Source organism: Gemmatimonadaceae bacterium (genome assembly GCA_020852815.1).
Taxonomy (GTDB): domain Bacteria; phylum Gemmatimonadota; class Gemmatimonadetes; order Gemmatimonadales; family Gemmatimonadaceae; genus SCN-70-22.
The window spans coordinates 208,891-233,931 of sequence record JADZAN010000002.1 but is presented as its reverse complement, the minus strand read 5'-3'; the positions used below and the strand labels follow the sequence as shown (position 1 = coordinate 233,931).

At 68.7% G+C, this 25,041-nt stretch carries 22 protein-coding genes; 3 read left to right on the top strand and 19 right to left on the bottom strand.

Annotation, left to right across the window (positions count from 1 at the left end; all coding sequences use genetic code 11):
• Positions 1–24: 24 nt before the first annotated feature.
• The 4 genes from IT359_02060 to IT359_02045 all read right to left on the bottom strand — a co-directional run bounded on the left by IT359_02060 (position 25) and on the right by IT359_02045 (position 6,641).
• The gene (locus tag IT359_02060) at positions 25–570 is read right to left on the bottom strand and encodes a DUF4256 domain-containing protein (protein MCC6927751.1); all 546 of its coding nucleotides are present in this window, start codon (positions 568–570) and stop codon (positions 25–27) included.
• Positions 571–736: 166 nt separating this feature from the next.
• Positions 737–4,363 carry a hypothetical protein gene (locus IT359_02055; GenBank protein MCC6927750.1) on the bottom strand — a complete coding sequence of 1,209 codons (3,627 nt, stop codon included), beginning with the start codon at positions 4,361–4,363 and terminating at the stop codon, positions 737–739.
• The gene (locus tag IT359_02050) at positions 4,360–5,244 is read right to left on the bottom strand and encodes an ABC transporter ATP-binding protein (protein ID MCC6927749.1); all 885 of its coding nucleotides are present in this window, start codon (positions 5,242–5,244) and stop codon (positions 4,360–4,362) included. Before IT359_02050 ends, IT359_02055 begins: the two co-directional genes overlap by 4 nt.
• 92 nt (positions 5,245–5,336) lie before the next feature.
• Entirely contained in the window at positions 5,337–6,641 is a 1,305-nt protein-coding gene (locus IT359_02045; GenBank protein ID MCC6927748.1) for an aspartate aminotransferase family protein, read from the bottom strand.
• Between the two features lie 100 nt (positions 6,642–6,741).
• Between IT359_02045 and IT359_02040 the strand changes: the two genes are divergently transcribed.
• Complete coding sequence (locus IT359_02040; GenBank protein ID MCC6927747.1) at positions 6,742–7,599, top strand: LysR family transcriptional regulator; 858 nt, start codon at positions 6,742–6,744, stop codon at positions 7,597–7,599.
• Between the two features lie 7 nt (positions 7,600–7,606).
• On the opposite strand, the gene IT359_02035 is transcribed toward IT359_02040, so the two are convergent.
• The 8 genes from IT359_02035 to IT359_02000 form a co-directional block, all read right to left on the bottom strand.
• Entirely contained in the window at positions 7,607–8,677 is a 1,071-nt protein-coding gene (locus tag IT359_02035) for a beta-lactamase family protein (protein MCC6927746.1), read from the bottom strand.
• 156 nt (positions 8,678–8,833) lie between these two features.
• The gene (locus IT359_02030; GenBank protein MCC6927745.1) at positions 8,834–9,184 is read right to left on the bottom strand and encodes a DUF2200 domain-containing protein; all 351 of its coding nucleotides are present in this window, start codon (positions 9,182–9,184) and stop codon (positions 8,834–8,836) included.
• Between the two features lie 12 nt (positions 9,185–9,196).
• Positions 9,197–9,358 carry a hypothetical protein gene (locus IT359_02025; GenBank protein ID MCC6927744.1) on the bottom strand — a complete coding sequence of 54 codons (162 nt, stop codon included), beginning with the start codon at positions 9,356–9,358 and terminating at the stop codon, positions 9,197–9,199.
• Between the two features lie 63 nt (positions 9,359–9,421).
• Complete coding sequence (locus IT359_02020) at positions 9,422–9,859, bottom strand: hypothetical protein (GenBank protein MCC6927743.1); 438 nt, start codon at positions 9,857–9,859, stop codon at positions 9,422–9,424.
• Positions 9,860–9,924: 65 nt separating this feature from the next.
• Positions 9,925–11,169: an FAD-dependent oxidoreductase gene (locus IT359_02015; GenBank protein ID MCC6927742.1), complete on the bottom strand. Its 1,245-nt coding sequence runs from the start codon at positions 11,167–11,169 to the stop codon at positions 9,925–9,927.
• A 114-nt stretch (positions 11,170–11,283) separates the two neighbouring features.
• Positions 11,284–11,859 (bottom strand): hypothetical protein, encoded by a 576-nt coding sequence (locus tag IT359_02010; GenBank protein MCC6927741.1) that lies wholly within the window; start codon positions 11,857–11,859, stop codon positions 11,284–11,286.
• A gap of 25 nt (positions 11,860–11,884) precedes the next feature.
• Positions 11,885–12,469 (bottom strand): dihydrofolate reductase family protein, encoded by a 585-nt coding sequence (locus tag IT359_02005; GenBank protein MCC6927740.1) that lies wholly within the window; start codon positions 12,467–12,469, stop codon positions 11,885–11,887.
• A 334-nt stretch (positions 12,470–12,803) separates the two neighbouring features.
• Positions 12,804–14,261 (bottom strand): chloride channel protein, encoded by a 1,458-nt coding sequence (locus IT359_02000; GenBank protein ID MCC6927739.1) that lies wholly within the window; start codon positions 14,259–14,261, stop codon positions 12,804–12,806.
• Positions 14,262–14,494: 233 nt separating this feature from the next.
• On the opposite strand from IT359_02000, the gene IT359_01995 reads away from it, so the two are divergent.
• Entirely contained in the window at positions 14,495–15,418 is a 924-nt protein-coding gene (locus IT359_01995; protein ID MCC6927738.1) for a hypothetical protein, read from the top strand.
• A gap of 18 nt (positions 15,419–15,436) precedes the next feature.
• Here IT359_01995 and IT359_01990 read toward each other — a convergent pair whose 3' ends face one another.
• The 3 genes from IT359_01990 to IT359_01980 are packed head-to-tail and all read right to left on the bottom strand — an operon-like array spanning position 15,437 to position 18,656.
• Positions 15,437–16,459, bottom strand: a complete 1,023-nt coding sequence (locus tag IT359_01990; protein MCC6927737.1) for a hypothetical protein — start codon at positions 16,457–16,459, stop codon at positions 15,437–15,439.
• Positions 16,456–17,334 (bottom strand): TetR/AcrR family transcriptional regulator, encoded by an 879-nt coding sequence (locus tag IT359_01985; GenBank protein ID MCC6927736.1) that lies wholly within the window; start codon positions 17,332–17,334, stop codon positions 16,456–16,458. Before IT359_01985 ends, IT359_01990 begins: the two co-directional genes overlap by 4 nt.
• Positions 17,334–18,656 carry an MFS transporter gene (locus IT359_01980; protein ID MCC6927735.1) on the bottom strand — a complete coding sequence of 441 codons (1,323 nt, stop codon included), beginning with the start codon at positions 18,654–18,656 and terminating at the stop codon, positions 17,334–17,336. The genes IT359_01985 and IT359_01980 overlap by 1 nt, the downstream gene beginning before the upstream one ends.
• A gap of 131 nt (positions 18,657–18,787) precedes the next feature.
• Between IT359_01980 and IT359_01975 the strand changes: the two genes are divergently transcribed.
• Positions 18,788–21,136, top strand: a complete 2,349-nt coding sequence (locus tag IT359_01975) for a penicillin acylase family protein (GenBank protein ID MCC6927734.1) — start codon at positions 18,788–18,790, stop codon at positions 21,134–21,136.
• 83 nt (positions 21,137–21,219) lie between these two features.
• Here the strand turns inward: IT359_01975 and IT359_01970 are convergent, their stop codons facing one another.
• From IT359_01970 to IT359_01955, 4 genes are all read right to left on the bottom strand, one after another.
• A complete protein-coding gene (locus tag IT359_01970; GenBank protein ID MCC6927733.1) occupies positions 21,220–21,966 on the bottom strand; it encodes a response regulator transcription factor in 747 nt (248 codons plus the stop codon).
• Positions 21,963–23,747, bottom strand: a complete 1,785-nt coding sequence (locus IT359_01965) for a sensor histidine kinase (protein MCC6927732.1) — start codon at positions 23,745–23,747, stop codon at positions 21,963–21,965. The genes IT359_01970 and IT359_01965 overlap by 4 nt, the downstream gene beginning before the upstream one ends.
• A gap of 135 nt (positions 23,748–23,882) precedes the next feature.
• Positions 23,883–24,308: a hypothetical protein gene (locus IT359_01960; protein MCC6927731.1), complete on the bottom strand. Its 426-nt coding sequence runs from the start codon at positions 24,306–24,308 to the stop codon at positions 23,883–23,885.
• Complete coding sequence (locus IT359_01955) at positions 24,308–24,949, bottom strand: RNA polymerase sigma factor (protein ID MCC6927730.1); 642 nt, start codon at positions 24,947–24,949, stop codon at positions 24,308–24,310. Before IT359_01955 ends, IT359_01960 begins: the two co-directional genes overlap by 1 nt.
• Positions 24,950–25,041 lie beyond the last annotated feature (92 nt).

Sequence of the window (25,041 nt, the reverse complement as noted above, 5' to 3'; positions counted from 1 at the left end):
GGGAGTGCTACCGCTCCTGGGGCGCTACACCCGCAGCACGCCGCGAAAGCCCCGCGCCGCGTAGTACGACTGCGCCCCGTTGTGGTAGAGGAAGACCTGATCGTAGCGACGGTCGCAGAAGACAGCGCCGCCGAGCTTGCGAATCGCCGGCGGCGTCGCCACCCAGCTCGACGTCTTGCGATCGAACGTGCCTAACGTCTGCAACGTGCGGTACTCCGCCTCGGTGAGCAGCGCGATCCCCATCTTCGCCGCCATCTCCACCGCCGCGCCGGTCGGCTTGGCCTCCTTGCGCGCGTCGAGCGCCGCACGATCGTAGCACAGCGACCGGCGCCCCTCGGGACTCTCGTCCGAACAGTCCATGAAGACGATGGCGCCCGTCGTGTCATCGACCCCCACGACGTCGGGCTCACCGCCGCTCTCCTCCATCGCCGCCAGTGCGGCGAGTTTCTCCGGCGACGCGTCGAGCCGCTTGCGCACCTGCGACCACGCGACCCCCGCGTGACGAGCCGGGTGACGCGTGAAGCGCTCCTCGAGCGCGGCAAGAAGCGACTGGTATGCCGAACGCGCCATGATGCCACCTCACGCTGCAGGACGAAGACCGACCGGGACACGGCCGAAATCTGCGCCGGGACGCGACACTCGCGCAATGAACGCGCGAGCGCAATGAACGCGCGAGCGCTACGAACGCGTGAGCGCAGCGCTACGCTGTGCTACGCTGCGGAGCTTCGACGCGGCGCTACGGCACCTTCACCGACATCACGTTGTCGCTGGGATCGCGGTCGATGAGCTTGTTGTACGGATCGACCCCAACCATCCGCGGCGCCTCGCGCACCACCACATGCACCGTGGTGTCGCCCGCACTGAGGCGATGCTTGGCCATGTACAACGGCTTCCCCAGCACCGCCGTCGAATCCACGGCCCCAAACACGCCAATGTCCACGTAGTCCGACATCTCGGCGGGACGCTCGTTCCCCAGAGAATCGGCACGGACCTTCCCCGCGCGCAGGCGGATGGCCACGTCGTACCCTCCGTCGGCGCGCCTCGTCACGCTTCCGTCCTCGACCTCGTTGTCCCACAGCGTGATGGTGCGGAACAGGTCATCGAGCACATAGCGCAACGAGTCCGGCGTCTCGCGCTCGAAGTAGGCCACCAACTCGCGACTCGTGGGAAACGGTGCTCCCTTGAACTTCTTGTCGGCCACGAAGCGCGACAGGGCGCGATTCATCGCCGCATCGCCAATCAGGTCGCGCAGCGCGTACAACGCCAGCGACCCCTTGTTGTAGTGGATGTACATCTGGTTCTCGACGCGCATCAGCGGGCGCTCGGCCTTGGCCTCGCGCCCTCGCCCAACCAGATAGCCATCGAGCTGCTGGCGCAGGAACTTGCGGATATTGTCGGCGCCGAACGTCTTCTCCATCACCAGGATCGCCGAGTAGTTGGCGAGCGACTCGGAGAGCATCGTGGCCCCCTGCACATTCGCCCCCACCACCTGGTGGAACCACCACTGGTGCGCAATCTCGTGCGACGTCACGTAGAACGGCGTGTCGATGCCGTCGGCGGTCGCCGCCGCGCGCAGGATGAAGCCGATGTTCTCCGAGAACGGAATCGTCGCCGGAAAGGCCTGCGCAAACTGTGAATAGCGGGGGAACTCGACGATGCGGAACTGCCGGAACTGGAACGGCGAGTAGCGCGTCGAGAAGTCCTGGAGCGACGCGTGCATCGACGCGACCATCCGGTCGAGGTTGAACTCGTGCCCCTTGTGATAGTAGATGTCGAGCGGGATCCCGTTCCACTGGTCGTGCCTGACTTCATAGCGCGCCGACAGAAACGAGTAGAACGCGAGCATCTTGTCGGGCGAACGATACTCGAACACGCGGCGCCCGTTCTCCATGTACTCCCGCACCAGCTCTCCCGGTGCAACGGCGATCTGGTCTGGCGCGGTGCTCACGGTGGCCCGGAAGTCGATCCAGTCGGCGTTGATCCCGAGGTAGGTCCGGTCGCGCGCCGCCTCGTCCTCGAGCAGCGCAGCACGCACCCGTGGTGCCAACCCTTCCTTGCGCCGCGCATTGTCCGACTCCAGCTCTCGCCACGAGAGGTAGCCGAGGAACGGGAAGTACTCGAAGTTGAGGAACGTCCCGTTGGTCGCGATCGCGTTGCGGGTGTTGATCGTCGCCGTCGAGGTATCGGGCCCACCGGACGGAAAGCCGCGCCAGTCGTAGTGCGCCCGGTACCGCAGCCTGAGCGTGTCGTTAGGCGCGAGCGGAGTCCCCAGGCGATACAGGCGCACGTTCTGCGACGCGTCGTCCACCAGCGTCGTGGCCGGCCGCCCCCATGCGAGCGAGTCCACCTGCACGTCGCGATTGAGCACCACCACGAGCAGCGACTCGATGGGGGCAGGGTGATGGTTCACGAAGGTGTACGTCCCGCTCACGCCGAAGGAGAGGCGCTCGGGTACGAGGTCGGCGCGCACGTCGGCCGCGATGAGTCGCGGTTGCGCCAGGCGCTCCAGCGGCTTGTACTGCGTCTCATAAGCGGCCTTCTCGTGCCGGATCGTGGTGCTGCTCTTCCAGTGCGTGACGCGATTGGCGTTGTTGAACAGGACGCCGAAGGCGACCACGCCCACGCTCACCGAGCCCAGCGCCACGCCGCGCGTCGCGCCGCGCCATCGCTGCCACGCCACGCGCTTGCGCACCGGCCAGGTTGGCTCGGTCCCGCGCACCCAGAACAGGTACGCCAGCACGCCGAAGAGCGCGGCCACGGCGGTCCAGTACAGCGCCGTCCACACCAGGCCTGGCACATATGGTCCGTAGCCGTTCATGTCGGAGTAGCGGAGCGGCGCCGTCTCGGCGAAGCGCAGCAGCGGATGCTCGAACCCCATCGTCGGCGCGAGCTTGCGCAGGATGAAAGCGAAGATCACCAGCGCGTGCCCCAGGTACTTCTGGTTGGCGACGACATGGATCAGGACCGCCAGAACCGTCAGCTGCACAAGCCCGGGGAGCACGGTCCCGAACAGGTAGCTCAGGTAGAGCAGCGGCTCCAGGTGCCGGTAGCCAACGGCGAGCTGGTACAGCATCCCCGCCATCATGAGGAGGGCGAGCAGCGCCGCCTCCACCAGCACGAGCCCCACCACCTTCCCCAGCATGGTGGCGCTCGTCTGCCCGGGAAGCGCATCGACCATCTGGTCGGCGTTCAGTTCGCGTTCGCGCCAGACCAGTTCCCCGGCAAAGAGCGCGATGAGCACCATGAAGAAGAGGGCGAACTGCGCGTTGATCACCTCGACGACCGTGTACGTGACCGGCCACGCCGCCTGCCCGAACACCACTTCCGCGTACGTGGCGGCAATCCCGAGGTTGATCAGCCCTACCGCGACGATCACGGCGAACGGGAGCTGCCTGACGATGCTGCGAAACGACATCTGCGTGGTCGACACGAACTGCACCCACCACGGGCGCCAGCCCACGGTCTGCGTATCGACAGCGATCGACGGCGTCAGCGACGACACCTCCACGCTCGGCGCCCCCTCCTCCACCGCGCGCCGCTTGCGCGCCAGCGAGGGAGGGGCGCTCCGGAAGCGGAAGAGCGACACCGTGAGAGCGGCCAGGGCGAGCGCCGCCACCGTCCACAGCAGCCGGTTGGCCAGCAGGACGCCGCCCAATGTCACCGCCTGCGTGTTCCGCTCGGCCACCGACCAGTAGCGCGTCGCCAGTTCGAACGCCGTCAGCCCCACGGGATCGAGCAGCGCCGCAATCGTCTTGTTGTCGAGTTTCCCGATCAGCGACTGGGCGATGCTCCACACGATGAGCAGGACGATCCCCTGCGTATGAATGGCGAACGCGCTGCGCGTGGCCGCCCCCACCGCCAGGAAGATCGCCGAGATCACGAGGATCGCCGGGACGATCAGCGTGAAGAAGGGGACGATGTAGCTGGCGAGGTCGAGCGGGAGGAGGCGCGCCTTGTCGAGCCACGGCATCGCGTTCCCCGCCACCATCCCGATGACCATCCCGGCGTGCACAATGACCATCACGGTGAACGCGCCAAGGAAGCGCCCGCCGAGGTAGGCAAATCGGGTGATGGGCGTCGTGAAGACCAACTCGTGCGTGCGGAACTGATAGTCGCGCAGCACCGAGCTCCCCACCAGGCCGGACACGACGATCTGTCCAAGCACCACGATGAGGAGCATCGATCGCACGATTACCGACGGCGCATTGCGCATCACCATGCCGGAGCCGCCGGCAATGCCGATCGTGTCGGTCGACACGAAGGCGAACGACCCGGCCATGAACAGCACGAAGTACAGCCAGGTGATGGGGCGCGTGAGGTGATAGCGCAGCTCGAAGCGATAGACGGCGCCAAACATCGTCATGCCGCCGCGAGCGCCTCGCCATGGGCGAGGTGATAGAAGTAGACGTCCTCGAGGTCTGGCTCCAGCGGATCGAATCCCGCCGGCGCCGAGTCGGCGTAGACATGCACCACCGGGACGCCCGCGAGAAGCTGCGTGGAGATCACGCGATGCGTGGCCCGCAGCGCCGGGAGTTCACGCTTGTCCACCTGCCGGCGCCAGACCTTGCCGCGCAGGGTGTCGACGATGTGGCGCGGGTCGCCGGAGAGTACGACACGCCCCTTGTCGACGATGGCGATGGCCTGGCACAGCTCGCGCACGTCCTCCACGATGTGCGTCGACAGCAGCACCACGACCTCCTGCCCGATCTCGGCCAGGAGATTCAGGAAGCGATGCCGCTCCGTGGGATCGAGCCCGGCGGTGGGTTCGTCGACTATCAGCAGTTTGGGCGAGCCGGCCAGGGCGATCGCGATGCCCAGTCGCTGCTTCATCCCGCCGGAGAGCGAGCCCACCGACTTCCGGCGCGCGTCGTGGAGGTTGGTCTGCTGCAGGAGCTCGGCGACGAGCGCCTTGCGCTGACGTCCGTCGAGCACCCCCTTGAGCGCCGCGAAGTGATCGAGCGTGACCTCGACGGAGAGCGAGGGATAGAGCCCGAACTCCTGCGGCAGGTACCCCAGCACGCGCCGCAGCTCGTCCGGCTGCTTGAGCACGTCGATGCCGCCAAAGCGGATCGATCCGCTGTCGGGGAGCTGGAGCGTGGCAAGCGTGCGCATCAGCGTCGACTTGCCAGCGCCGTTAGGCCCCAGCAACCCGAACATCCCGGCGCCGACTGTCAGCGATATCCCCTCGAGGGCGCGCACGCCATTGGGATACGTCTTGCGAAGGTTCTCGACGATGAGTTGCACGGTGACCTTGTCGCGAAAAGTGTGAAGAGCGTGCCGTTTGACCGTAGAGAACACGGGGTTTCACGGACGAAGGCCAGGGGTTGGACCTTCGATCAGCGGGTGACTGAAGCAATGGCCTTGCCGAGGAGCTCCACGCCGAGGTCGATCTCCTCCTCGCGAACGGTGAGGGGCGGCGCGATGCGGAAGACGCCGCCCATCCCCGGCAGTTGCACGATGTTCATGCTGAGCCCCAGCGACATGCAGGCGCGCGTGATGGCGGCCCCCAGTTCGGAGGCAGGGGCCTTGGTCACGCGATCGGCGACGATCTCCACGCCGCGCAGCAGCCCGCGACCGCGTACATCGCCGATGCACTCGTGGCGCTGCTGCAGCGCGCGCAACCCGCGCTCGAGCCGTTCGCCCATCGCGCGCGCCCTCTCCGTGAGGGCGTCGCGCTGCACGACCTCCAGCACCTTGAGCCCTACCGCCGCCGGCAACGGATCGGAGACGTGCGTCGTGTAGAAGAGGAAGCCGCGCTCGTGGCAGCGCTCCTCCACATCGGCGGAGCACATCACCGCCGAGAGCGGGAGTCCCGCGCCTAACGTCTTGGAGAGGGTGAGGATGTCCGGCGTGACACCGTCGCGCTCGAAGGCAAACAGGTGGCCGGTGCGCCCCATTCCGGTCTGCGCCTCGTCGAGGATCAACAGCATCCCGCGCTCCTCGCACTTCTGCTTGAGCGCCGCGAGGTAGCCCACTGGGAGTTCGAGCAGCCCGCCGGAACTCAGGATCGGCTCGGCAATGAAGGCGGCGAGGTTCCCGCTCGACTGGCGATCGATGAGGTCGAAGCCATAGTCGAGCTCCCCGCGCCAGTCGGCGACGCCACCGCGCTCGAAGGCCGGGCGATAGGCGTTAGGCGCGGGGATCGCCAGCGACCCGACCGCCGCCGGCCCGTAACCCTTGCGCCCGGCGGAGTAGGTCGCCGCCGAGGCGCCCCCTGTCATCCCGTGCCACGACTGGGCGAAGCCGACGATCTCGTGCCCCCCCGTGTAAAGCTTGGCCAGCTTGATCGCCGCCTCGTTCGACTCCCCACCTGTACTGAGCAGGAGGACGCGATCAAGCCCCTCCGGCGTCACCTCGGCCAGGCCGCGCGCCAGGTCGACGACGGAGCGCGAGAGCATCCCGCTGAAGAGATGGTCGAGGCGATGCGCGTAGTCGGCGACGACAGCCGCGACCTCCGGATGCCCATGTCCGAGGAGTGAACTCATCTGCCCCGACGTGAAGTCGAGGATCGCGCGCCCGTCGGCGTCGTAGACGAAGCTCCCCTCCGCCCGCTCGATGATGAGCGGCTCGAAGCGTCCGCCGTAGCGGATCAGGTGCGCGCGGACATCGCGCCAGAATACGGGATCGGCGTTTCGCGACACGGCGGCCTCCGGGGAATCGTGCGCACCACACTAGCGCGGGGGTGGCGATTCTCAAGCAGGGCTAATAGTTCTTATCGGAGCTATAAGCGAGCGCTATGTCATGAGCGACACCCTCGACATCGACCTCCTGCGCACCTTCGTCGTCATCGCCGAGATGGGGGCGCTGAGCCGCGCCGCCACGCGCATCGGACGCACGCAGGCGGCCATCAGCCTGCAGGTGCAACGGCTGGAGCGCATCGTCGACCACCCGCTGCTCGAGCGGACGGGGCGCGGCGTGCACCTCACTGCGCAGGGCACCCGGCTCCTCGCCCATGCGCATCGCATCCTCCAGTACCACGACGAGGCGCTCGCCGAGCTGTCGGGGCGCGGACTCTCCGGCACCATACGGTTTGGCTGTCCCGACGACTACGCCGTGCGCTTTCTCCCCCACCTGCTGCGGGGCTTTGCCCGCCTCCATCCCAAGGTGCACGTCGAGGTGCACTGCGCCCACACGCCTCGGCTGCTGGAGCAGCTGGATCGTCACGCCCTCGATCTCGCGCTCACGTCGTTCGCCGAAAGCGAGAATGGGCGCACCATCATCCGGCGCGAGCCGCTGGTATGGGTCGGCGCCGACGGCTCCAACGCGGCGCATCGCAAGCCGCTCCGCCTGGCCCTCACCGATCCCGACACGCTTGACCATCGCGCGGCGCGCCGCAGCCTCGACGCCGCAGGACGTGCCTATCGAGTGGCCTACGCGAGCGCGTCGCTCGCCGGCCTCACCGCCGTCGTCCGCTCCGGCCAGGCAATCGCCGTCCTCACGCGAACCGCGGTCCCCGACGACCTGCGCGTCCTCTCCGACGAGAGCGGACTCCCCCCGCTGCCGAGCGTTGGGATCGGCGTGATGGTCGACAGCAAGCAACCGTCGGCCGTGGTCAGTACCTTTGCGCAGCACATCCGGCAGGTGCTGCCGGCGATTTGAGTCACCTTCAGCGATGGCGCGCCGGGAACGCCGCGAGAAAGGCCGTCGCGAACGGCGACCGCTCGATCGCCGCCTCGTCGAGGCGCGTCTCCCACTGCAGCCCATCGCTGTTGGCGAGGAGAATCAGCGTCAGCCGCTGTGCGGGCGTCTCTCCCAGCACCTTCAGGTACAGCGCCGAATAGCGCCCCTCCCAGAGCCCCGTGTGCCAGGCGAGCGACCGCCCGTCGCGTGTGGCGAGGAACCATCCCAGGCCGTAGGGGAGCGGCGCGCCAGCGGGGGTTCGCGTCGGAGTCCACAGCAGCGCGCGCAACGCCGGCGCGATGAGACGATCGGTCGCGAGGGCAACATCGAATCGCGCCAGGTCCATCGCGCTCGCGATCACGCCGCCAGCTGCACCGTCGCCCTGGCCCGGCGGTGGGTCCGACCGCACCCGACGCCCGGTGGAGTCGTCGTGATACGGCATGGCCAGCGCCGCCTCGATGGCAGGGGGAAGCGCAAGACGCCGATGCCGGCGTGCCGCGTTGCGCATCCCCGCCGGGCGCAACACGAGCGAATCGACGAGCGTGGAGAACGCATACCCCGACACCTCGGCCATGGGCCGTGAGGCCCACGAATACGAGGGCGGGTTGTACCAGAAGCGAGTTCCCGGCTCGCCGTTGGCCGTCATCGACAGTACGTGACGCAAGGTGAGGCGATCGCCCTCGCAGGCGTAGTCGCTGAAGAAGATTCCCCCACCACCACGCGCCGCCGTGCAGAACTCGGGAAAGTCGCGGTATCGCCGCATCGGGCGATCGAGGTCGAGCACGCCGTCCTGCACCAGGCGGAGTGCCACGACTGCCGATATCGGCTTGGTGACCGACGCAATGTCGAACGGCGTCTCCGGCGTCACCGCCAAGCGCCGCTCCACATCGGCGAAGCCGAAACCGCGCGCCATGATGACCGTCGTGTCACGAAGGACGACCGCCGCCAGTCCCGGGATGCGTTGCGCCTGTCGCAGCGAGTCGAAGCGCGCGAACAGCGCTCGCGCCGCGAGCGCGTCATCGGCGCGTACGGCAGGTGTGGATGTCGCGGGGTGCACGCGTGTACACGACACGCCAGCGGCAAGCGTCAGCGACGCAGCCAGGATACGAGAATGAGGGGCCATGCATCTTCGTACGGTCCGCACCTTCCGCGAGTTACAAGGCAGGGTGCGACGCTCCCTCTACCGCACGACGGCCGGCGCCAGCGCCCTTCCCTACGTGCGCAGGATCTTCTCCATCGGCCGCCCCTTGGCCAGTTCGTCCACCAGCTTGTCGAGATAGCGCACCTTCTTCATCAGCGGATCCTCGATCTCCTCGATGCGCACGCCGCAGATGACGCCGGTGATCTTGCTGGCGTTGGGGTGCAGCGCCGGCGCCTGGTCGAAGAATTCCTCGAAGTTCGTCCGCTGCTCGATCTGCTTCGCCAGCGCCTTGGGCGTGTAGCCGGTGAGCCAGCAGATCACGGCGTCGACCTCCTCCTTGGTGCGCCCCTTCTTCTCGGCTTTCTGGATGTAGTGCGGATAGACGCCCGCGACCGACATCGTGTAGATCCGGTGCTTCTCCATGGTGTGATGCCTTCAGACAGTGAGGGTCCAGAACGGTCCAGTGAGCCCGTGCGCGGCGAACATCGCCTGCGCCGCCGCCGCGCTCGCCGGCTCGTAGTCCACATCGAGCCGCGTCGCATACCACTCCCGCCCAAGATCGTACAGCGCCTGCGGCGCCACCACCGCCCCTCGCACGTAGCCGCGCGCGGTGAGCCATTCATCGAGCTCGCCTTCCGACCGGAAGGCCGCGATGTTCGCTCACGTGAAGCCTATGTCGTCCCAGAAATGCCGCGCCGGCACAAGAAAGTGCACGATGGCGTCGCCCAGCACGCGACCGCGCTCAACCGTTAGGCGGATCCCCGCGCCGCTTCGGGGCGAGTGCGTGTCGAGCGTCCCGTCCCCCACCATCCCCAGAATCGCGAAGCCGTCCCAGACACAGTTGGCCCACCACGATCGCCCACCTGACGCGACGACGAAATCTGACGGGAGCGCGGCGAACGGGTGCGCCATCCAGATCTCGTCGGTCCCCGGGCGCAGCGCCAGGCGATGCTGTGCCTCGAGCGAATGGAGCGCCGCGCGGATATCAATCGTGGAGCTGCCATTCGCCGACGCGAGGTCGTCCAGCGTGGGTGGCAAGCCGGTATCGCGCAGCGTGCGAATGACGAGTGCACGGACGTTGCGTTCAAGCGCGTTCACTGAGATTCCTCATGGAGATGTGGTCGCCCAGCGTTCGCGACGAGCGGCAATCTCGCACATGTTGGTCAGGTGTAATGCCGGAAGCGCCCCGGATCGAACGCCCGGAGCGACACCGGCGGCACCTCGCCTGCAATGAGCGCCGCCATCGCCTCGCCGGTCACTGGCGCCAGCGTGATGCCGAGCATCGCATGCCCGGTCGCCACCCACACATTCCCGAATCCCGGCACCAGCCCCATCATCGGGAGCCCGTCCGGCGTGAGCGGGCGCATCCCGACCCACTCCGTACCGCCCGCAGGCAGCGGCTCGCGCAGGTAGCGCGCGATCCCCTTTCGGATCGCGGTCATTCGTCGCGCGTCGAATCGCTCGTTGACGCCCGAGAGTTCCATCGTCCCGGCGAAGCGCACGGCGCCGTCGAACGGCGTGGCGGCGATCTTCGTCTCGCCAAGGTAGACGGGGCGTTGCAGCTGTGGGTGCGGGGTGTCGATCGTCAGGCTGTATCCCTTCCCCGCCTGCACCGGCAGCCGCACGCCGAATCGTTGGAGCACCTCCCCGCTCCACGCGCCCGCGGCCACGAGGACGCCCTCTCCCTCGATCGCCCCGACGTCGGTCTCGAGCACGACCGCGTGCGCACCGGCGCGAGCGCCGAGGACGGTCACGCCCGTGCGAAGCTCGACCCCCATGTGCGTCAGCCGCGCCGCATATCCAGCGGCGAGCGACTCCGGGCGCACGTGATACTCCTCGGACGTGAGGAAACCAGTCGTCACGTTGCTGGACAGCGCCGGCTCCAGCTCGCGCAGCGCATCGCCGCTTAGCGGAGTCGGTACGCGGTAGCCGTAGTCGCGGAGCTGCTCGAACTCGGCGCGCACCCGTTCCATGTCGCGCACCTGTCCAAATACGCATAGCAGCCCCTGGCGATGCAGCTCCACCTCGATTCCCTCACGGGCGAGGGCATCGAACGCCGCCAGCGTCCCCCGATTGAGCGCGGCAACCGCGTGCAGCCCCGCGCTCCAGTCGCGCGCGTTGCAGTGACGCCAGAAGTGCCACAGCCAGCGCGCCAGCCGCGGCACGGCGGTCGGGGCGACATGGAGCGGGCTGTCGCTCGACAGCATCCACGCGAGCGAGCGCCACGTCATTCCCGGCGCGGGAATCGGCGCCGAGAGCGAGGGGACGATCCATCCGGCGTTTCCCTTCGTACAGGCATCTCCGGGTGCGCCCTTGTCGACCACGACCACCTGCAACCCGCGCTTGGCCAACGCATGCGCGCACGCCAGCCCGATGGCCCCCGCGCCGACGACGACGATGCGCTTCATGAGACGAGCATACGAATCATGCGGATGCGTAGCGCCATCGGGACTGGCTCGCGGGGGGTCGTGCGTCCGAAGATAGCCCGCGAATCGGCGCGCACACCGGCGGGCGATGAGGGATCAGCGCCGGTTACGGGCCCACAGCGCGACGCGCACCCGCACCGATTGCGTCGGAGACATGTCCGCACTCGACGCCACGTCCGACACGTGCAGGTGGTACTCGAGTCCACACCGGAGCGGCACACCGCGAGCGCGCGCAAACGCGCCCACCCCCGCGAGAAACGTCGGGGCTGTTCTCGTCAGGTTGACCGAGGTGAGGGTGAGCCGGGTAATCCCGAGGCCACCCTCCGCGTACATCCCGCGCGTGGCGTGCGGCGATTCGACGTGGAGCGCGCCCGCGAGCGTGAGCGTGTGGAGCGGACTTCGCGCACCCGTGCCGCAGGTGACGCACGTCGTCGTCTGGTCGGCCGGCATGTGCGACAGGTCGAGCAGGAGGCCGAACGTCGTGGAACGCTCGGACGGCGCTCCCCGGATCGACACGTAGCCGCTGGCGCCTATCCCTCGCCCCTGCCCCGCGCTTCCCACGGGCGTCGCGATGCCGACACCCCCTTCCACGACGAGGAGGTGCTGGGCGTGGACCGTTACGGGGAGGGAGAGCGAGAAGGCGAGGAATGCGGTGGAGGCAAGGAGGCGCATGGTAGTTCACGGAATCATCGCCAGCTCAACGTCGTACGCGATACCGGATGTGCGTGGCGTCCGGTGTGTCGATCACCCGAACGATCTCCAGTTCGATTCGTATCGGCAATACGTCGAAGAGGCGACGGCCGCTCCCGAACAGCACCGGGATCTGGTGAATCTGCAACTCGTCCAGCACGCCCGCCTCGAGCGCGCGTTGCGCCGTATAGGCGCCGTGGACCATCACGTTCCGCCCCTTGGCCGCGGCCTTCGCTTGTGCCATCGCGCTCGCGATGCCATCGGTCACGTACGTCACCAACGGGAACCTGGCGACCGACGGATCGGGGGCACGATGACTGGGCACGAAGATCGGGACACCGTGGTGGTTTCCTCCCCAGTGATCCACCTGTTCCACCGTGCGCCGGCCCGCCAGCACGGCGCCAGTCGCCCTCCCCTCCTCCAGGAAATGCGCACCCCAGCCGGTTCCGGTCGTGTTCGGCGGATCGTCGACGAACCCGTACCAATCGTGCAAGCGCATGAAGCCGTCGCCGCCGGGATTGCCCGGTCCATCGTTAGGCCCGGCGATGTATCCGTCCACCGACATGGACATGTAGAGGACTGATACTGACATGGGATTCTCCTCAGCGTTGGCTCGCGTGAACGCCTTCATGTCGAGCAACGCTGCAGCGCTCGCCCAGCGTTCCACGCGAAGTGCGGCAAGGAAGGAATCGCCGACAGCCCGCGGCAACATGGCGGACGTCCCTGTGCAGTTGAGCTCGCGGTCACCACGAGGATGGCGAGCGCCCGTCGCATCATGGTAGCTCCGCGGTCAGCAGGCATCGGTACGCCACGTTCGGGAGCAAACGTCTATCGAACGGAAAACCTTTTGCAAGGAAACCCCTGATGATGGTCCGGACAAGGATCGGGGCACGACACTGACCACTCGCTCCAGCTGCCACCTGCCCCTACTCGCCGCCTGCATCTCCGTCCGCACGATCGCCGCCCGACCTACCCAGCCGGTGCAGCCGCTCGGTGAAGGTCCCCTTTCGGATGCGCATCGACCCGCGCTCCAACTCGCCGATCGTCCCCCCCAACGCGACGTCGAGCCCGGCGGACTTCGAGAAGCCGAGCTTCTGGCTCGCGTACACGCTGCGATGCCCCACCATCAGGAAGGCGGTCACCGCCGCGAGGGCCGCGTATACCCCCTCGTGCGCGGGGAGGACCTCGATGGCCATCACGGCGGCGGCAATCGGCGTGTTGGCCGCCGCGGCCAGGACGGCAACGAAACCGAAGGCCGCCAGGAGACTCGACGGGACTCCGAAGAGCGGCGCGAGCGCCGCGCCACTGGCGGCACCGATGAAGAAGACCGGCGTCAAGATCCCGCCGCTCCCGCCGGTCTCCAGCGTGAGCGCCGTGGCGACGATCTTGACGAGAAAGGCGGTGGCGGTCACGCGCAGCGTCCCCTGCAAGAGGCCATCGATCGTCTCGGTGCCGAGCCCCGCGTAGGCCGTCCCCACGACGGCATAGAGGGCGACGAGCGCGCACCCTCCGAGGGCGGCGATCACGAGGCGATTCAGGTGCAGCCGCTCGACGATGCGTTCCGCCAGGCGCAACACCTCGATCAACAACAGCGCGACGAGCCCGAATGCGGCACCGGAAGCGATGGAGGTCAGGATGAGGCGCAGCTGCCCCACGTCGCCGAACGCATCGGTGAGTGTGGGGAACGGCGACGCGACGCCGCATGCCAGGTGGGCGACGATTCCCGCCACCATGGCCGGGAAGATGACGCTATAGTCGAGCTGCCCGAGGTACAGTACCTCGATGCCGAAGAGCGCCCCCGAGACCGGAGTACCGAAGACCGCGGCGAAGCCGGCGCTGATCCCGCAAATCACCAGGCGGCGGCGGTCCTCGTCGCGCAGGCGCAGGAGGTCGGCGAACATGCTGGTAATCGACGCACCAATCTGCGCGGCCGGCCCTTCCTTCCCCACGGAACCGCCGAAGGCGAGGGTGACGACGGTCGCCGCGAGCTTCACGGGAGCGATGGTCCAGTCAATGCGCCCGGAACGCTGGTGCACCGCGGCGATGACGGCCTCGGTCCCGTGCCCGCGCGCCTCGGGCGCGAAGGTACGGATGAGCCACACGCAGAGCGGAAGGGCGACGGGAAGGAGCCAGTACGCCGGGATGGCGCCGCGCGTGATGGCCTGGACGACGTGCGGGGCGCTGCCTAACGCCCAGAGAAATGCCCGCGTCCCCAACCCCACGCAGAGCCCGCCGCCGGCGCCGAGGAGTGCCCACTTGAGCGTGCTGACGAGGAGGGCCGTGTGCTCGGTATACCACTGCGCCTCGTCGGCGAGCCGTGGAACCGGGCTCTCCAGCAGCTCGGCGCGCCATCGGGCGACTCGTTCCCGGAACGCTGAGGTCATGCGTCGTGGCCCTCCGTCGTGTCGTCAGGCGCCCGGGCGCGGTGCCGCGCGCTTGATGCAGTCTAATCGCGGGGCGCGGTGAAGGGCGGGGCGCACCCGCAGGCGCGAAGGAGTGAAGAGAACTCCGGCGGGGCAGCTTGGCGCGCGGCTGCTCGGGTGTCGACGGGCTCGCGGCGCGGCGGATTGCGGCGCAAGTTCGAGGATACCTCGTTCACGACCGACTTCGACATTCGATGCCGATGGTTTCCCGTCTCGCTCGCCGCGTCTTCCTCGCCCGCGCGCTCCCCGCGCTGGCGCTCCTGCTCGCCGGCGTCACCGCAACGCCCCACTCGCTCGGCGCCCAGGCACCAGGCAGCGCCTTTCCTGCCGGCAAGAGCGTGATCGAGGCCGACATCAACGGCACGCCATTGCAGCTGTTCGCGTACAAACCCGACAGCTACAACGGCGAGGGGTTCATCCTCCTCCTGCACGGTGCGTCGCGCGCGGCGGAGTCGTATCGCGACAACGCGGTCGGGATGGCGGAGAAACACCAGCGACTCGTCGTCGTTCCGCTGTTCGACCTCAAGCGATTCCCCGAATGGCGCTACCAGTTCGGCGGCGTCTATCGCGCCGACTCGTCGTTCGCCGCGCCTGACGAGCGCACCTATGCGTTCATCCCCGCACTCGCCCGCTACATCCGGCAGCGCGAGGGGAACGCGTCGCTCCCCTGGATCCTCGCAGGCTTCTCGGCGGGCGGGCAGTTTGTCTCGCGCATGGCGGCGTTCATCGACCTCGACGCCGAGCGGTTGGTGGCCATGGCGTCGGGCTCGACGATGTTCCCCACGCGGGCCATGGACTTCGGGCTCGGCTTCGGGAAGCTCCCTGATGACCTGGGCAACGACGACCGCATTCGCCGCTACCTCGCACTCCCCATGACGGTCTACATCGGGACAGGCGACGTGGAGATGGCGCAGCTTCCGCAGGGAGACGCCTACGCACAAGGCGTGCACCGCTACTCGCGCAACATCCGCTGGTTCAACGAGGCGATGGATCTGGCGCACAAGCGGCAGTGGCCGTTCAACTGGCGCCTCGTCATTGCCGACGGGCCGGGGCACTCGCCCAAGGACATGTTCGAGCACCCGCAGGTGACCAACGCGCTGTTCGGGCACCGCAAGTAGCGCGGCGCCTTGGCGCGCTCACCCGATCGCGAGCAGCCGCGCCGGCGTTTCCACGAGGATGCGCCTCACGTCGCCATCGGTGAAGCCTCGCCGGAGCAGGAGCGGGACGACGTTGCGGAAAACGTGGCCGTATCCATGCCCGCCACAGGCCACCAGGCGCGAGCGATAACAGATGTCCTGGCTGATGGCGAGCTGGTCGAGGTGTCCGCGCTGCTTGAGGCGGCCCAGCGTCGCCACACGCACGCCGTCGTTTGGCATGTCGATGTCCGACAGCTTGTAGAACGTCGTCTCCATCCCGAACAGGTCGAACTCGAGCACCACTCCGCTGTCGGCCAGCCGGAAGAGGCGCTCGTCGTCGAAGATGGTGCGGTCGATGTGGCTCATGACCACGCGCGACATATCCACGCCGCGCAGGCGCAGGAAGTCGACAACCTGCTGCGGCTGGTCGGGGTGGCGCCCGGGATGCACGCTCAACGCGGCCCCGGTCGCCTGCATGGCGATCACGGCCCCCTCCATCACGCGCTGCTCCAGTGCCGTCCAGGGGTGCTGGCATCCGATCTCGCCAATGATCCCGGCGCGCACCTCGGTCCCCCATGTCCCGTGTTGCAGCTGACTGACCATCTCCGCGGCAAAGCTGTCGACGCTGCGCTGCGCGTTCCCCGCGGCCTGGTAGTCGTCCACGTACCAGCCGCATCCCATCACGATGTGCACGTCGGCGCGGCGCGCCACCTCCGCCAGCCCACGCGGATCGGGATGAAGCCCTCCGCACGAGAGATCGACCACGCTGCGCCCGCCATCGGCGCGCATGCGCGCCAGCTCGGCAACCGCCAGCTCCACCTCGTCGAGCACGAGGTTGCCCGGCGCGTGTACCTCGCCATAGTCGATGGCGAAGCGCTCGGCGATCGGGATGTCGTAGCCGTACATCCCGTCGGCGCGCCAGAGCGGCGGGCGGATGTCGCACAGCAGGTGTTCGTGCAGGAGCGTCATCCCCAGCTCGGCGGGGTCGAGCGGACCGAGCACCGTTTGCACGTGACGGGTCATCGCTGCTTCCCCGTTCGGCGAGCCGGCTCGCGTGCCGGCTGGCGTGCCGGCTGGCGTGCCGGCTGGCGTGCCGGCTTGCGAGTCGCGCCGCGCCCCTTTGCGCGTGCGGGGGAGGTCGCGCCTTCGGGATGCTGCGCCAGTCCCGCCAGCGGCAACGTCACGTCATCCGGATCGGTCGCGTAGAGCGCCCGGTACCAGAGCACCGAGACAAAGCGCGCCAGGGCCTCGTCGCTCGGCGCCACGTCGTCCAGCAGGGCGGCGAGGTGCGGGTCGCGCGCGGTGAAGCGCTTGCGCACCAGTTCGTCGATCATCCCGCCCAGCGCATACGCCGCCAGCCGCACCTCCTCTTCGCGGACGCGCGCCGTCGGAAAGCGGTGCAGCACGGCCGCCGAGATGCGACGGTACCAGGCGTCGTTGGCGTCGGCGAAGATGCGGGCAAAGGCCGGTTCGTCATCGGCCAGTTGCAACAGGCAGCGCACCAGCCCCGCATTCTGCCGCGCCATGGTGATCCACTCGCGGTTGGCCGCGTGGATCGCCTCGTACGCCGTGCGATGCGCGGCACGCTCCGCCTCCGCCGGGCCGGCGCGGAAGCTGTCGAGGAAGGCGTGCAGGACTTCGGTGGTGAGCGCGAGCTTGTTCTCGAAGTAGAGATAGACCACCGGCGGCGTCACCTGCGCCCGCTCGCACACGTCCGAGACCTTCATGTCGCGATAGCCGATCTCGTTGAGCAGCTCGATCGCGGCGAGGAAGACGCGCTGCCGCGTGCGCTCTCCCTTGGTAGGTGCGGCGCTGCGTTGCTGCCGCTCGGCGACCAGCGCCCGAAAGGCGGGTGGCGAGGGCCGTCGTGCGGCGCTTCGCCCGCGCGTCGCGGGCATCAGCGGTCGGAGGCGCGCCAGGCGCGGGCATAGGACACCCGCGATGCGAGCAGGGACGCGAACGCGATGGGCATGGTGAGGATGGGGAGGAGGGCGAGCGAACGACCCACGGCGAGATCGTCACCGAAAACTTGCTGCGTCCCCAGCGCCACGAGGAGGGGGCCGAGGGTGAGTCCCAGCAGGTTGGAGATGAGGAGATAGAGCGCCACCACCTGCCCACGCATGGCCGGCGGCGTGACCATGGCCAGCGATGTGCTGGCAATGCCATACGGATACGACTGCGCGAGCGAGAGCGCCACCGCCGCGATGGTCGCCATCGTGAGCGACGAGGCCAGCGCGAAGGCGGGGACCACGAGCGCGAAGACAATCACGCCAGCGAGCGCGCCGATGATCGGCGCGTCGGCACGCCCGCGTGCGACGAGCCTGTCGACCAGCCACCCACCCGTGACAACTCCGAACGGGCCGGCGATGAGAGTAATGATCCCGAGCCGGATCCCGGCGCTTGCCGACGTGAGCGCGTGCAGCCGGACGAGAACCGTGGGGGCCCACGCCATCGATCCATAGGCAAGGATGGTGATGGCGGTGAAGGCGGTAATCACGCCCCCGTAGACGGTGCGTCGCGCCCAGACCCACCCCACCACCCTACCGACCGAAAGCTGGGAGGCGCCAGCGGCGATGGCCCCCGTACGAGGTTCGTGCACCAGGAGGAGGAGCGGCGCGATGATCCACCCGGGGAGCCCCACCACGAGGAAGACCGCGCGCCAGGGGGTGGTGATGCCGAGCGACTGCAGCCACGGCATCCCGCCGGCGTCGACGGCGGCGAGGAGCCACCCGCCGGCGAGGAGGGCGAGCGCCGAGCCGGTGAAGATCCCCGCCTGGAAGACCGCGATCGCGCGTCCCGTGCGCGCGCGCGCAAAGCGGTCGGACAAAAGCGAGACAGCAGCGGGGGCGAGTGCCGCCTCTCCCACGGCGACCCCCATGCGGGCGAGGAAGAGCTGCGGGTAGGAGGGCGCCACCGCCGAGGCGATGGTCATCGTGCTCCACAGCGCGACGCCGGCGGCCATGAGGCGCGCTCGGTGCACGCGATCGGCCAGGCGTCCCAGCGGGAGCCCCAGCACCGCGTAGAGCGAGGCGAAGGCCAGCCCCTGCAAAAGCGACACCTGCACGTCGGAAATCCCCAGTTCCGCGCGCAACGGCTTTACCAGCAGCGTGAGCACCTGCCGGTCGACGAACGACAGCGTGTTGGCGAGGAAGAGGAGGAGCGCGAGCCCCCACGCGTCGCCGCGGCGATCGGATGTCGGAGTGGGGGTCGTGGTTGACACGCACGGAAAGGTGTGGGCAGATTGCCCGAGAAGCTAGTCACGACTAACAAATCGAACGCCACACGGACCTCGCGCAAACGTCTCGCGAGGTCTGCGCCAACCGCGCACCAACCTCGCACGACTCGCTCCCGATGAACGCGCGCTCCCGCCCCATGACCGTGCTCCGCTCGGGTGCACTTGCCCTCTCGCTGCTCGCTACCGCGCGCCCCGCCCACGGGCAGGGCGGCGCGCAGTCGGTCGAGGTTCGCTACACCGCCTTTGGCATGCCGCACGTGCGCGCGACCACCCTCGCCGGGGCGGGCGAGGGGTACGGCTGGGCCTTCGCGCGCGAGAACCTCTGCCTGACGACGGAGAAGCTCATCACGCTGGCCGGCGAGCGCAGTCGGCACCTGGGGGCCGACAGCGATTATGTCGACGACTTCGTGGGCGTGCGCCTCACGAACCTCCAGAGCGACGCCGTCTATCGCTACCTGCTCGACTCCGGGAGCGTGGCCGCCGTGCGCCGCGCCGCATCGCGCGACGTGCGGGCGTTGCTCGCCGGCTACGTGACGGGGTTCAACCGTCATCTGCGTGGCACGCCGCAGCCGGGGGAGACGTGCCGCGACGCGCCGTGGTTCCGCGCCATCACCGAGGACGACATCTGGCGCCGGCTCGCGCATGTCCCGCTCATCATGACGTCGGCGCTGTTGCTGCGGGAGATCGCCACCGCCGCGCCGCCAGCTGCACAAGCGCCGGGCGATGCGGCACCGCCCTTCGCCCTCTCCCGGCTGCACGCACTGAGCGGTGGCTCCAACGCGCTGGCCGTCGGCCGCGACGTCCTCGGCGCCCAGGGCGGCGGCTTCACCTTCGCCAACCCGCACTTTCCGTGGCGCGGCAGCGAGCGGCTCTACGCCATGCACCTGACGGTCCCCGGTCGCCTCGACCTGTTCGGCTCCACCCTGTACGGCGTTCCCGTCCCGATGATCGGCTTCTCCCCCTACATCGGGTGGTCGGACACGCACACCACCGACCAGCGCAGCACCCTGTACCGCCTCACGCTCGACGCGAGCGACCCGACGCGCTACCGCGTGGGGGACTCGACGGTCGCCATGCGGCGCATCGAGCTGCGCATCCCCGCCATCGGTGGCGAGCGGACGCACGTGATCTGGGAGTCGCGCTACGGCCCGCTCGTCGTCGCCCCTGGGCTGGGATGGACGCGCGAACACGCCTACGCCTTTGCCGACCCCGAACGCGGCAACGTGCGCACCGCCGACACCTTCCTCGCCATTGCCAGCGCGCGCAGCGTGCACGACATCCGGCGCGCCCTCGTCACGCATCAGGGGTCGCCGTGGTCCAACATCACGGCGGCCGACCGGAACGGTGAGGTCCTCTTTGCCAACATCTCCGTTGCCGGCCACGTGACCGACGCACAGCTGACACGCTGCGCCGTGCCTAACGCCCCACCGCTGGGCGACATCGCTGTCCTCGACGGCGCCAATCCGCGGTGCGCCTGGACCCGCGACGCGCGCGCGCCGCAGCCGGGCATCATCCCGGCCCAACTGCGCCCCTGGACCATCCGGCGCGACGTCACGCTCAACTCCAACGACAGCCACTGGTATCCCACCACTGCACCGAACGGCTTGCTCGAGGGCTTCCCGCAGGTCATTGGCCCGGAGCGCACGACGCGCGGCGAGCGGACGCGCGTGGCCGCCCTCTATATGCAGGAGTTCATGAAGGGCGGAACGGCGTCGCTCACCCCCGCCACCTGGGAAGCGCGCTTCTTCTCGTCGCGCAACCTGCTCGCCGAGTTGGTGCTGGACGACCTGCTCGCCGACTGCCGCGCCACACCGCGGGTGCGCCTGGCCGACGGCCGCGAGCAAGACCTGACGCCGGCGTGCACCGCGCTCGCCGCGTGGGACCGCACCGACCGCCTAACGTCTCGCGGCTCGGCACTCTTCGCCGAGTTTGTCCGCTCGCTCGAACGCATCCCGATGACGGGCTTCGCGCTCGCCGCTCGCTACTGGCGCGTCCCGTTCGACCCGGCCGACCCGGTGGGGACGCCGCGGGGCTTCGTGGCCTCAGACGAGACGCGACTGGCGCTGGCGCGCACCGCGATGCGCCTGGCCGGGGCGGGGATCGCCCTCGACGCCGCGTTAGGCGATGTGCAGGGCACCACCCGCGGTGGTAGGCGCCTCCCGCTCTCCGGGGCCTCCTACACGTACCACATGGTGTCGCCGGGGGCGTTCGAGCCAGGCAAGGGGATCACCGACATCCGCACCGGCGACAGCTACATCCACGCCGTCACGTTAGGCCCGCGCCCCCCGCACGGACGCTTCATCGTGACCTACTCGCAGTCGACCAACCCCGCGTCGCCGCACTTCGCCGACATGACCGCGGTCTACTCCCGGCAGTCGTGGATCGACGTGGCCTTCACCGCCGCCGAGATCGGCGCGGCGCAGGTAGGTGAAACCGTGCGGTGGCGCACGAGCACGCGCCGGTAAGACGCGCTTCCGGAGCGCGCCGATGCGGCGCTCGCGTGCGGCGCGCGGGGCGCTCACGTGAGGCGCGTTCGTGCGCGCCCCGCCTACTCCTCCAGCAGCCCCTGCTCCAACGCGAAGCGCGTGAGCCCCGCCGCGCTGCGGATCCCCAGCTTGCGCACCATGGAGTCGCGATGCGCCTCTACGGTGCGTGTGCTGATCCCGAGTTGCGCCCCGATCTCCTTGTTGAGCAGCCCCCGGGCCACCAGGGCGAGGACCTCGCGCTCGCGGTTGGTGAGGACGTCGAGCGAGGCGGCGACGACGGCCGGCGCGGGTGCGGCTGGCGGAGCCGTCGCCTCGCTACGCAGCACCTCCGTCAGCCGCTTGGCAACGGCCGGCGAGAACCAGGCGTCGCCGCCATGCACGGCGCGCACCGCGGCGCGCAGGTCGCCGGGCGTGGTGTCCTTGCGCAGGTAGCCATGCGCGCCGGCGCGCACGCTCTGCATCACGTACTCGGCGTCGTCATGCACGCTGAGCATCAGGACGCGCGCCGCCGGGACCTGAGAGCGCAGCTTCTGGGCCACCACGAGCCCGGAGTCGCCGGGCATGGTGATATCGAGGAGGATGACGTCGGGTTGCACCTGCTGGGCGACCGCCAGCGCCTGCTCGCCGTTGCTGGCCTCCCCCACCACGTCGAAGTCACCGTCGGTGGCGAGCACCTGGCGCAACCCTTCGCGCACGATCCCGTGGTCGTCGACCAGGACGACGCGAATGACGCCACCGCGAGCTGCAACCGGCGGCACCGCCGGAGCCGCGGGGAGCACCCCCTCGTCCGGTCCGTTGGGCGTCGTCATGCGGCCCCGATGGCGCGCAGCGGGACGCAGATGGTGACCCTCACCCCGCCTTCGGCGGCGTGGGCGAGTGTCACGGTCCCTCCTAACGATCCGATGCGCTCGCGCATCCCGGCGAGTCCCATGTGTCCCTCGCGCTCCAGGCGTTCCAGTCGTTCCCGGTCGAGCGGTGCGTCGCTCCCCAGGCCATCGTCGCGCACGTCGAGCACCAGCGCCCCCGACTCCTCGCGCAGCGACGCCCACACGTGCTGGGCGCGCGGGGCGTGGCGCGCCACGTTCGACAGCGCCTCCTGCATGGCCCGAAAGAGCGCCAGTTCGGCGTCCTCGCTCAAGTGGGGGGCGGGCTCCGGCGCATCGAGCGTGACCTCGATCCCGCACTGCCCCTCGAAGCCCACGGCGAGCGAGCGCATGGCGGGGACCAGACCCAGGTCGTCGAGGACGGTGGGGCGCAGCGTCTCGGTCACGTTCCGGATGGAGCGCATCCCCTCGTCCACGAGCGCGAGGGCCCGCTCGACGCCGAGTGCCTCGTTGCCGCTCGTGCGCTCGCGCAGCAACCCCAGCTGCAACTTGACGGCGCTGAACACCTGCGCCGTCTCGTCGTGCAGCTCGAGCGAGATGCGGCGCCGCTCCTCCTCATGCTGCTCGATCATGCGCGCGGAGAGGCGGGTCAGGTCGGCGGTACGCGCGCGCAACCGTCGCGTGAGTTCGGCGGCGTCGAGGGCGGCGCCGAGCTGCTGGCCGAGGGCGATGAGGAAGGCGTCGTCGAGCGCGGTGAACGGGTTGCGGACGTCACCGACGAGGACGAGCGCCGCCGTCCCCGCGGTGGCGCGCGGGATGGGGAGGGCGGCGCCGTAGGCGAAGCCTAACGAGGCTCGCGCCGCCCCGTGCGTCCACGCGCCGGTCACGCGCGGGGCGCCGGTGGCGATGGCGGTATCGGCCAATTCGATCGCCGTGGGCGGGAGTGCGTTGGACGCCCACGGCGCGCACTCCCCCACCCCGCGCACGAGCGTGGTCTCGCGGCCGGCGCGCGCGAGGAGCGCGGCGCCGCGCGTGGCCGGGAGCGAAAGGGCCTGCCCCAGCAGCACCTCGAGGTCGTCGCGCTCGGCCACCGTGCTGGTCGTCGCGGCGAGCGAAGTGAGTGCGGTGAAGCCCTGCTTGAGCTCATCGAGAACCAAGTAGGTGAGCCCGACGCCGGTGCAGAGGAGGAAGATGATGTCGAGGTAGTATCCCCACGGGTTCCACGCCCCGCGCGCCCGCAGGAAAGGATAGTCGAGATGGTGCAGCGCCCAGAGGAAGAGCGCCACGGCGAGGAAGCGCGCCCCGCGCACGCGCGTCCGCTCCCAGTGCCGGTAGAAGACCGCCGCGGTCCAGAAGGTGACAAACGAAAGGAAGACGACCGCGGGGAGCGCCGCCCAGAAGAAATCGCGCATCACGAAGATGGCGATCACCGACCACCCCAGCGGGAAGAGGAGGGCGGCGAGATAGGCCGGCTTGAATTGCAGCTGTCGAGAAAAGACGAGCGCCGACCAGAGCAGCGCCAGCGCCGTCCATCCCGTCACCACCTGGTGCCAGTAGAGCCACCCGCTCTGCTGCGTGATGAGGAAGGCCATGATGCAGAGCAACCGCAGCAGGTACAGCGCCCAGGCACTGGCGAACCAGGCAAAGTGCGGCTTGCGGTAGCGCCGGTAGAGCGAACCGGCGTATGCGGTGAGCCCAGCCGCGACGGCCACCTGGAGGATGGCCGCATCCAGTTCGACGCTGGCGGCGGTGAGGGGGAGCTGCATACCTCAATCTAGAAGACGAGAGGACGGGAAGACGAGAAGACGAGGGAGGGAAAGGCGAAGGGCGCGGGGACTCATCGCGAGTCCCAGCGCCCCAGGGTCGTACCTCGTCTTCTCGTCTTCTCGTCTTCTCGTCTTCTAGCGAAGCAAAGCCTGCGCCGCGATGAGTCCCAGCGTAAAGAGTGCAGCCGCGGCGGCCAAAGCCACCATGGGATTGACCCTGACGTCCTTCCGATACCATGGCACCACCTGCTGCTGCGGGATGGCCAGCGGCGGGAGGGAGGCCATGATCTTGGCCGGGAGGTGCGCGGGGGTCATCATGCGACGACGGGCGTCCGTCTCCTCGCCAAGGCGGCGCCAGAACTCCACGGAGCGCGCGGCATCGCCACGCAGTCCGGTCGGCTCCGGAAGCTCGCCATCGAGCCAGCGGTTGACCACGTCGGGTGTTGCGACCGGGGCGAGGGGGACTTCACGCTCGCCACGGATGCTCCCCATCTCATCGCTGGGGCGCAGGGGGCGTTCACGCTCGGCACGGCCGTCGCGCTCGTTATGTCTGTCGAGCATTAGGCGTATTTCTCCTCCAAGAGAGCCTGGAGCGCTTCACGTGCGCGATGGACGCGCATCTTCAGAGCCCCGACCGTAGTACCCAATAGATCCGCCATCTCTTCGTACGACCGACCTTCGACGTGCTTCATGATGAACGCCTCGCGAAGCGACACTGGCAGTTGCAGCAGCGCGTCGTCGAGATCGTTGCGAAGCTCCGTACGGTCCAGTTCCTCCTCAGGCGTCGCGTACGAGGTCGGCTGATCGTCTTCCTCGTAGCTCAGGTGGGTCCGCCGAATGTTCTTCAGCCAGTCCTTGCACCCGTTGGCGACGATGCGAAACACCCAGGCGTCAAACCGCCCCCGCACTTCGGCGAGGTGGTGGTACGCCTTGATGAACGACATCTGGAGGATGTCTTCCGCAACGTCCGGACTTCCCGTCATGCCCAGGGCATGCCGGTAGAGCGGGTCACTGTAACGCTGGATCAGGACACCAAAGGCGTTGCGGTCGCCCGCAAGGACCTTGGTGATGATCTCCTGGTCGGCCTCGAGCTGGTCTATGGGAGAGGCAGGTGCCGTCGTTTTCACGGCCCCAGCATAACCGCTTTTTGCGGCTCTCGATAGTCCCGCCGAGGGTGCGAAGGGATGCGCGAGTGCAGTCACGTCAGGTAGACGACGCAGTTGAATCCCCGTAACACGACAACACTCACGAAACCGCTTCCGGGGCCGATACTGAACGGATCGGGGACGAAAAC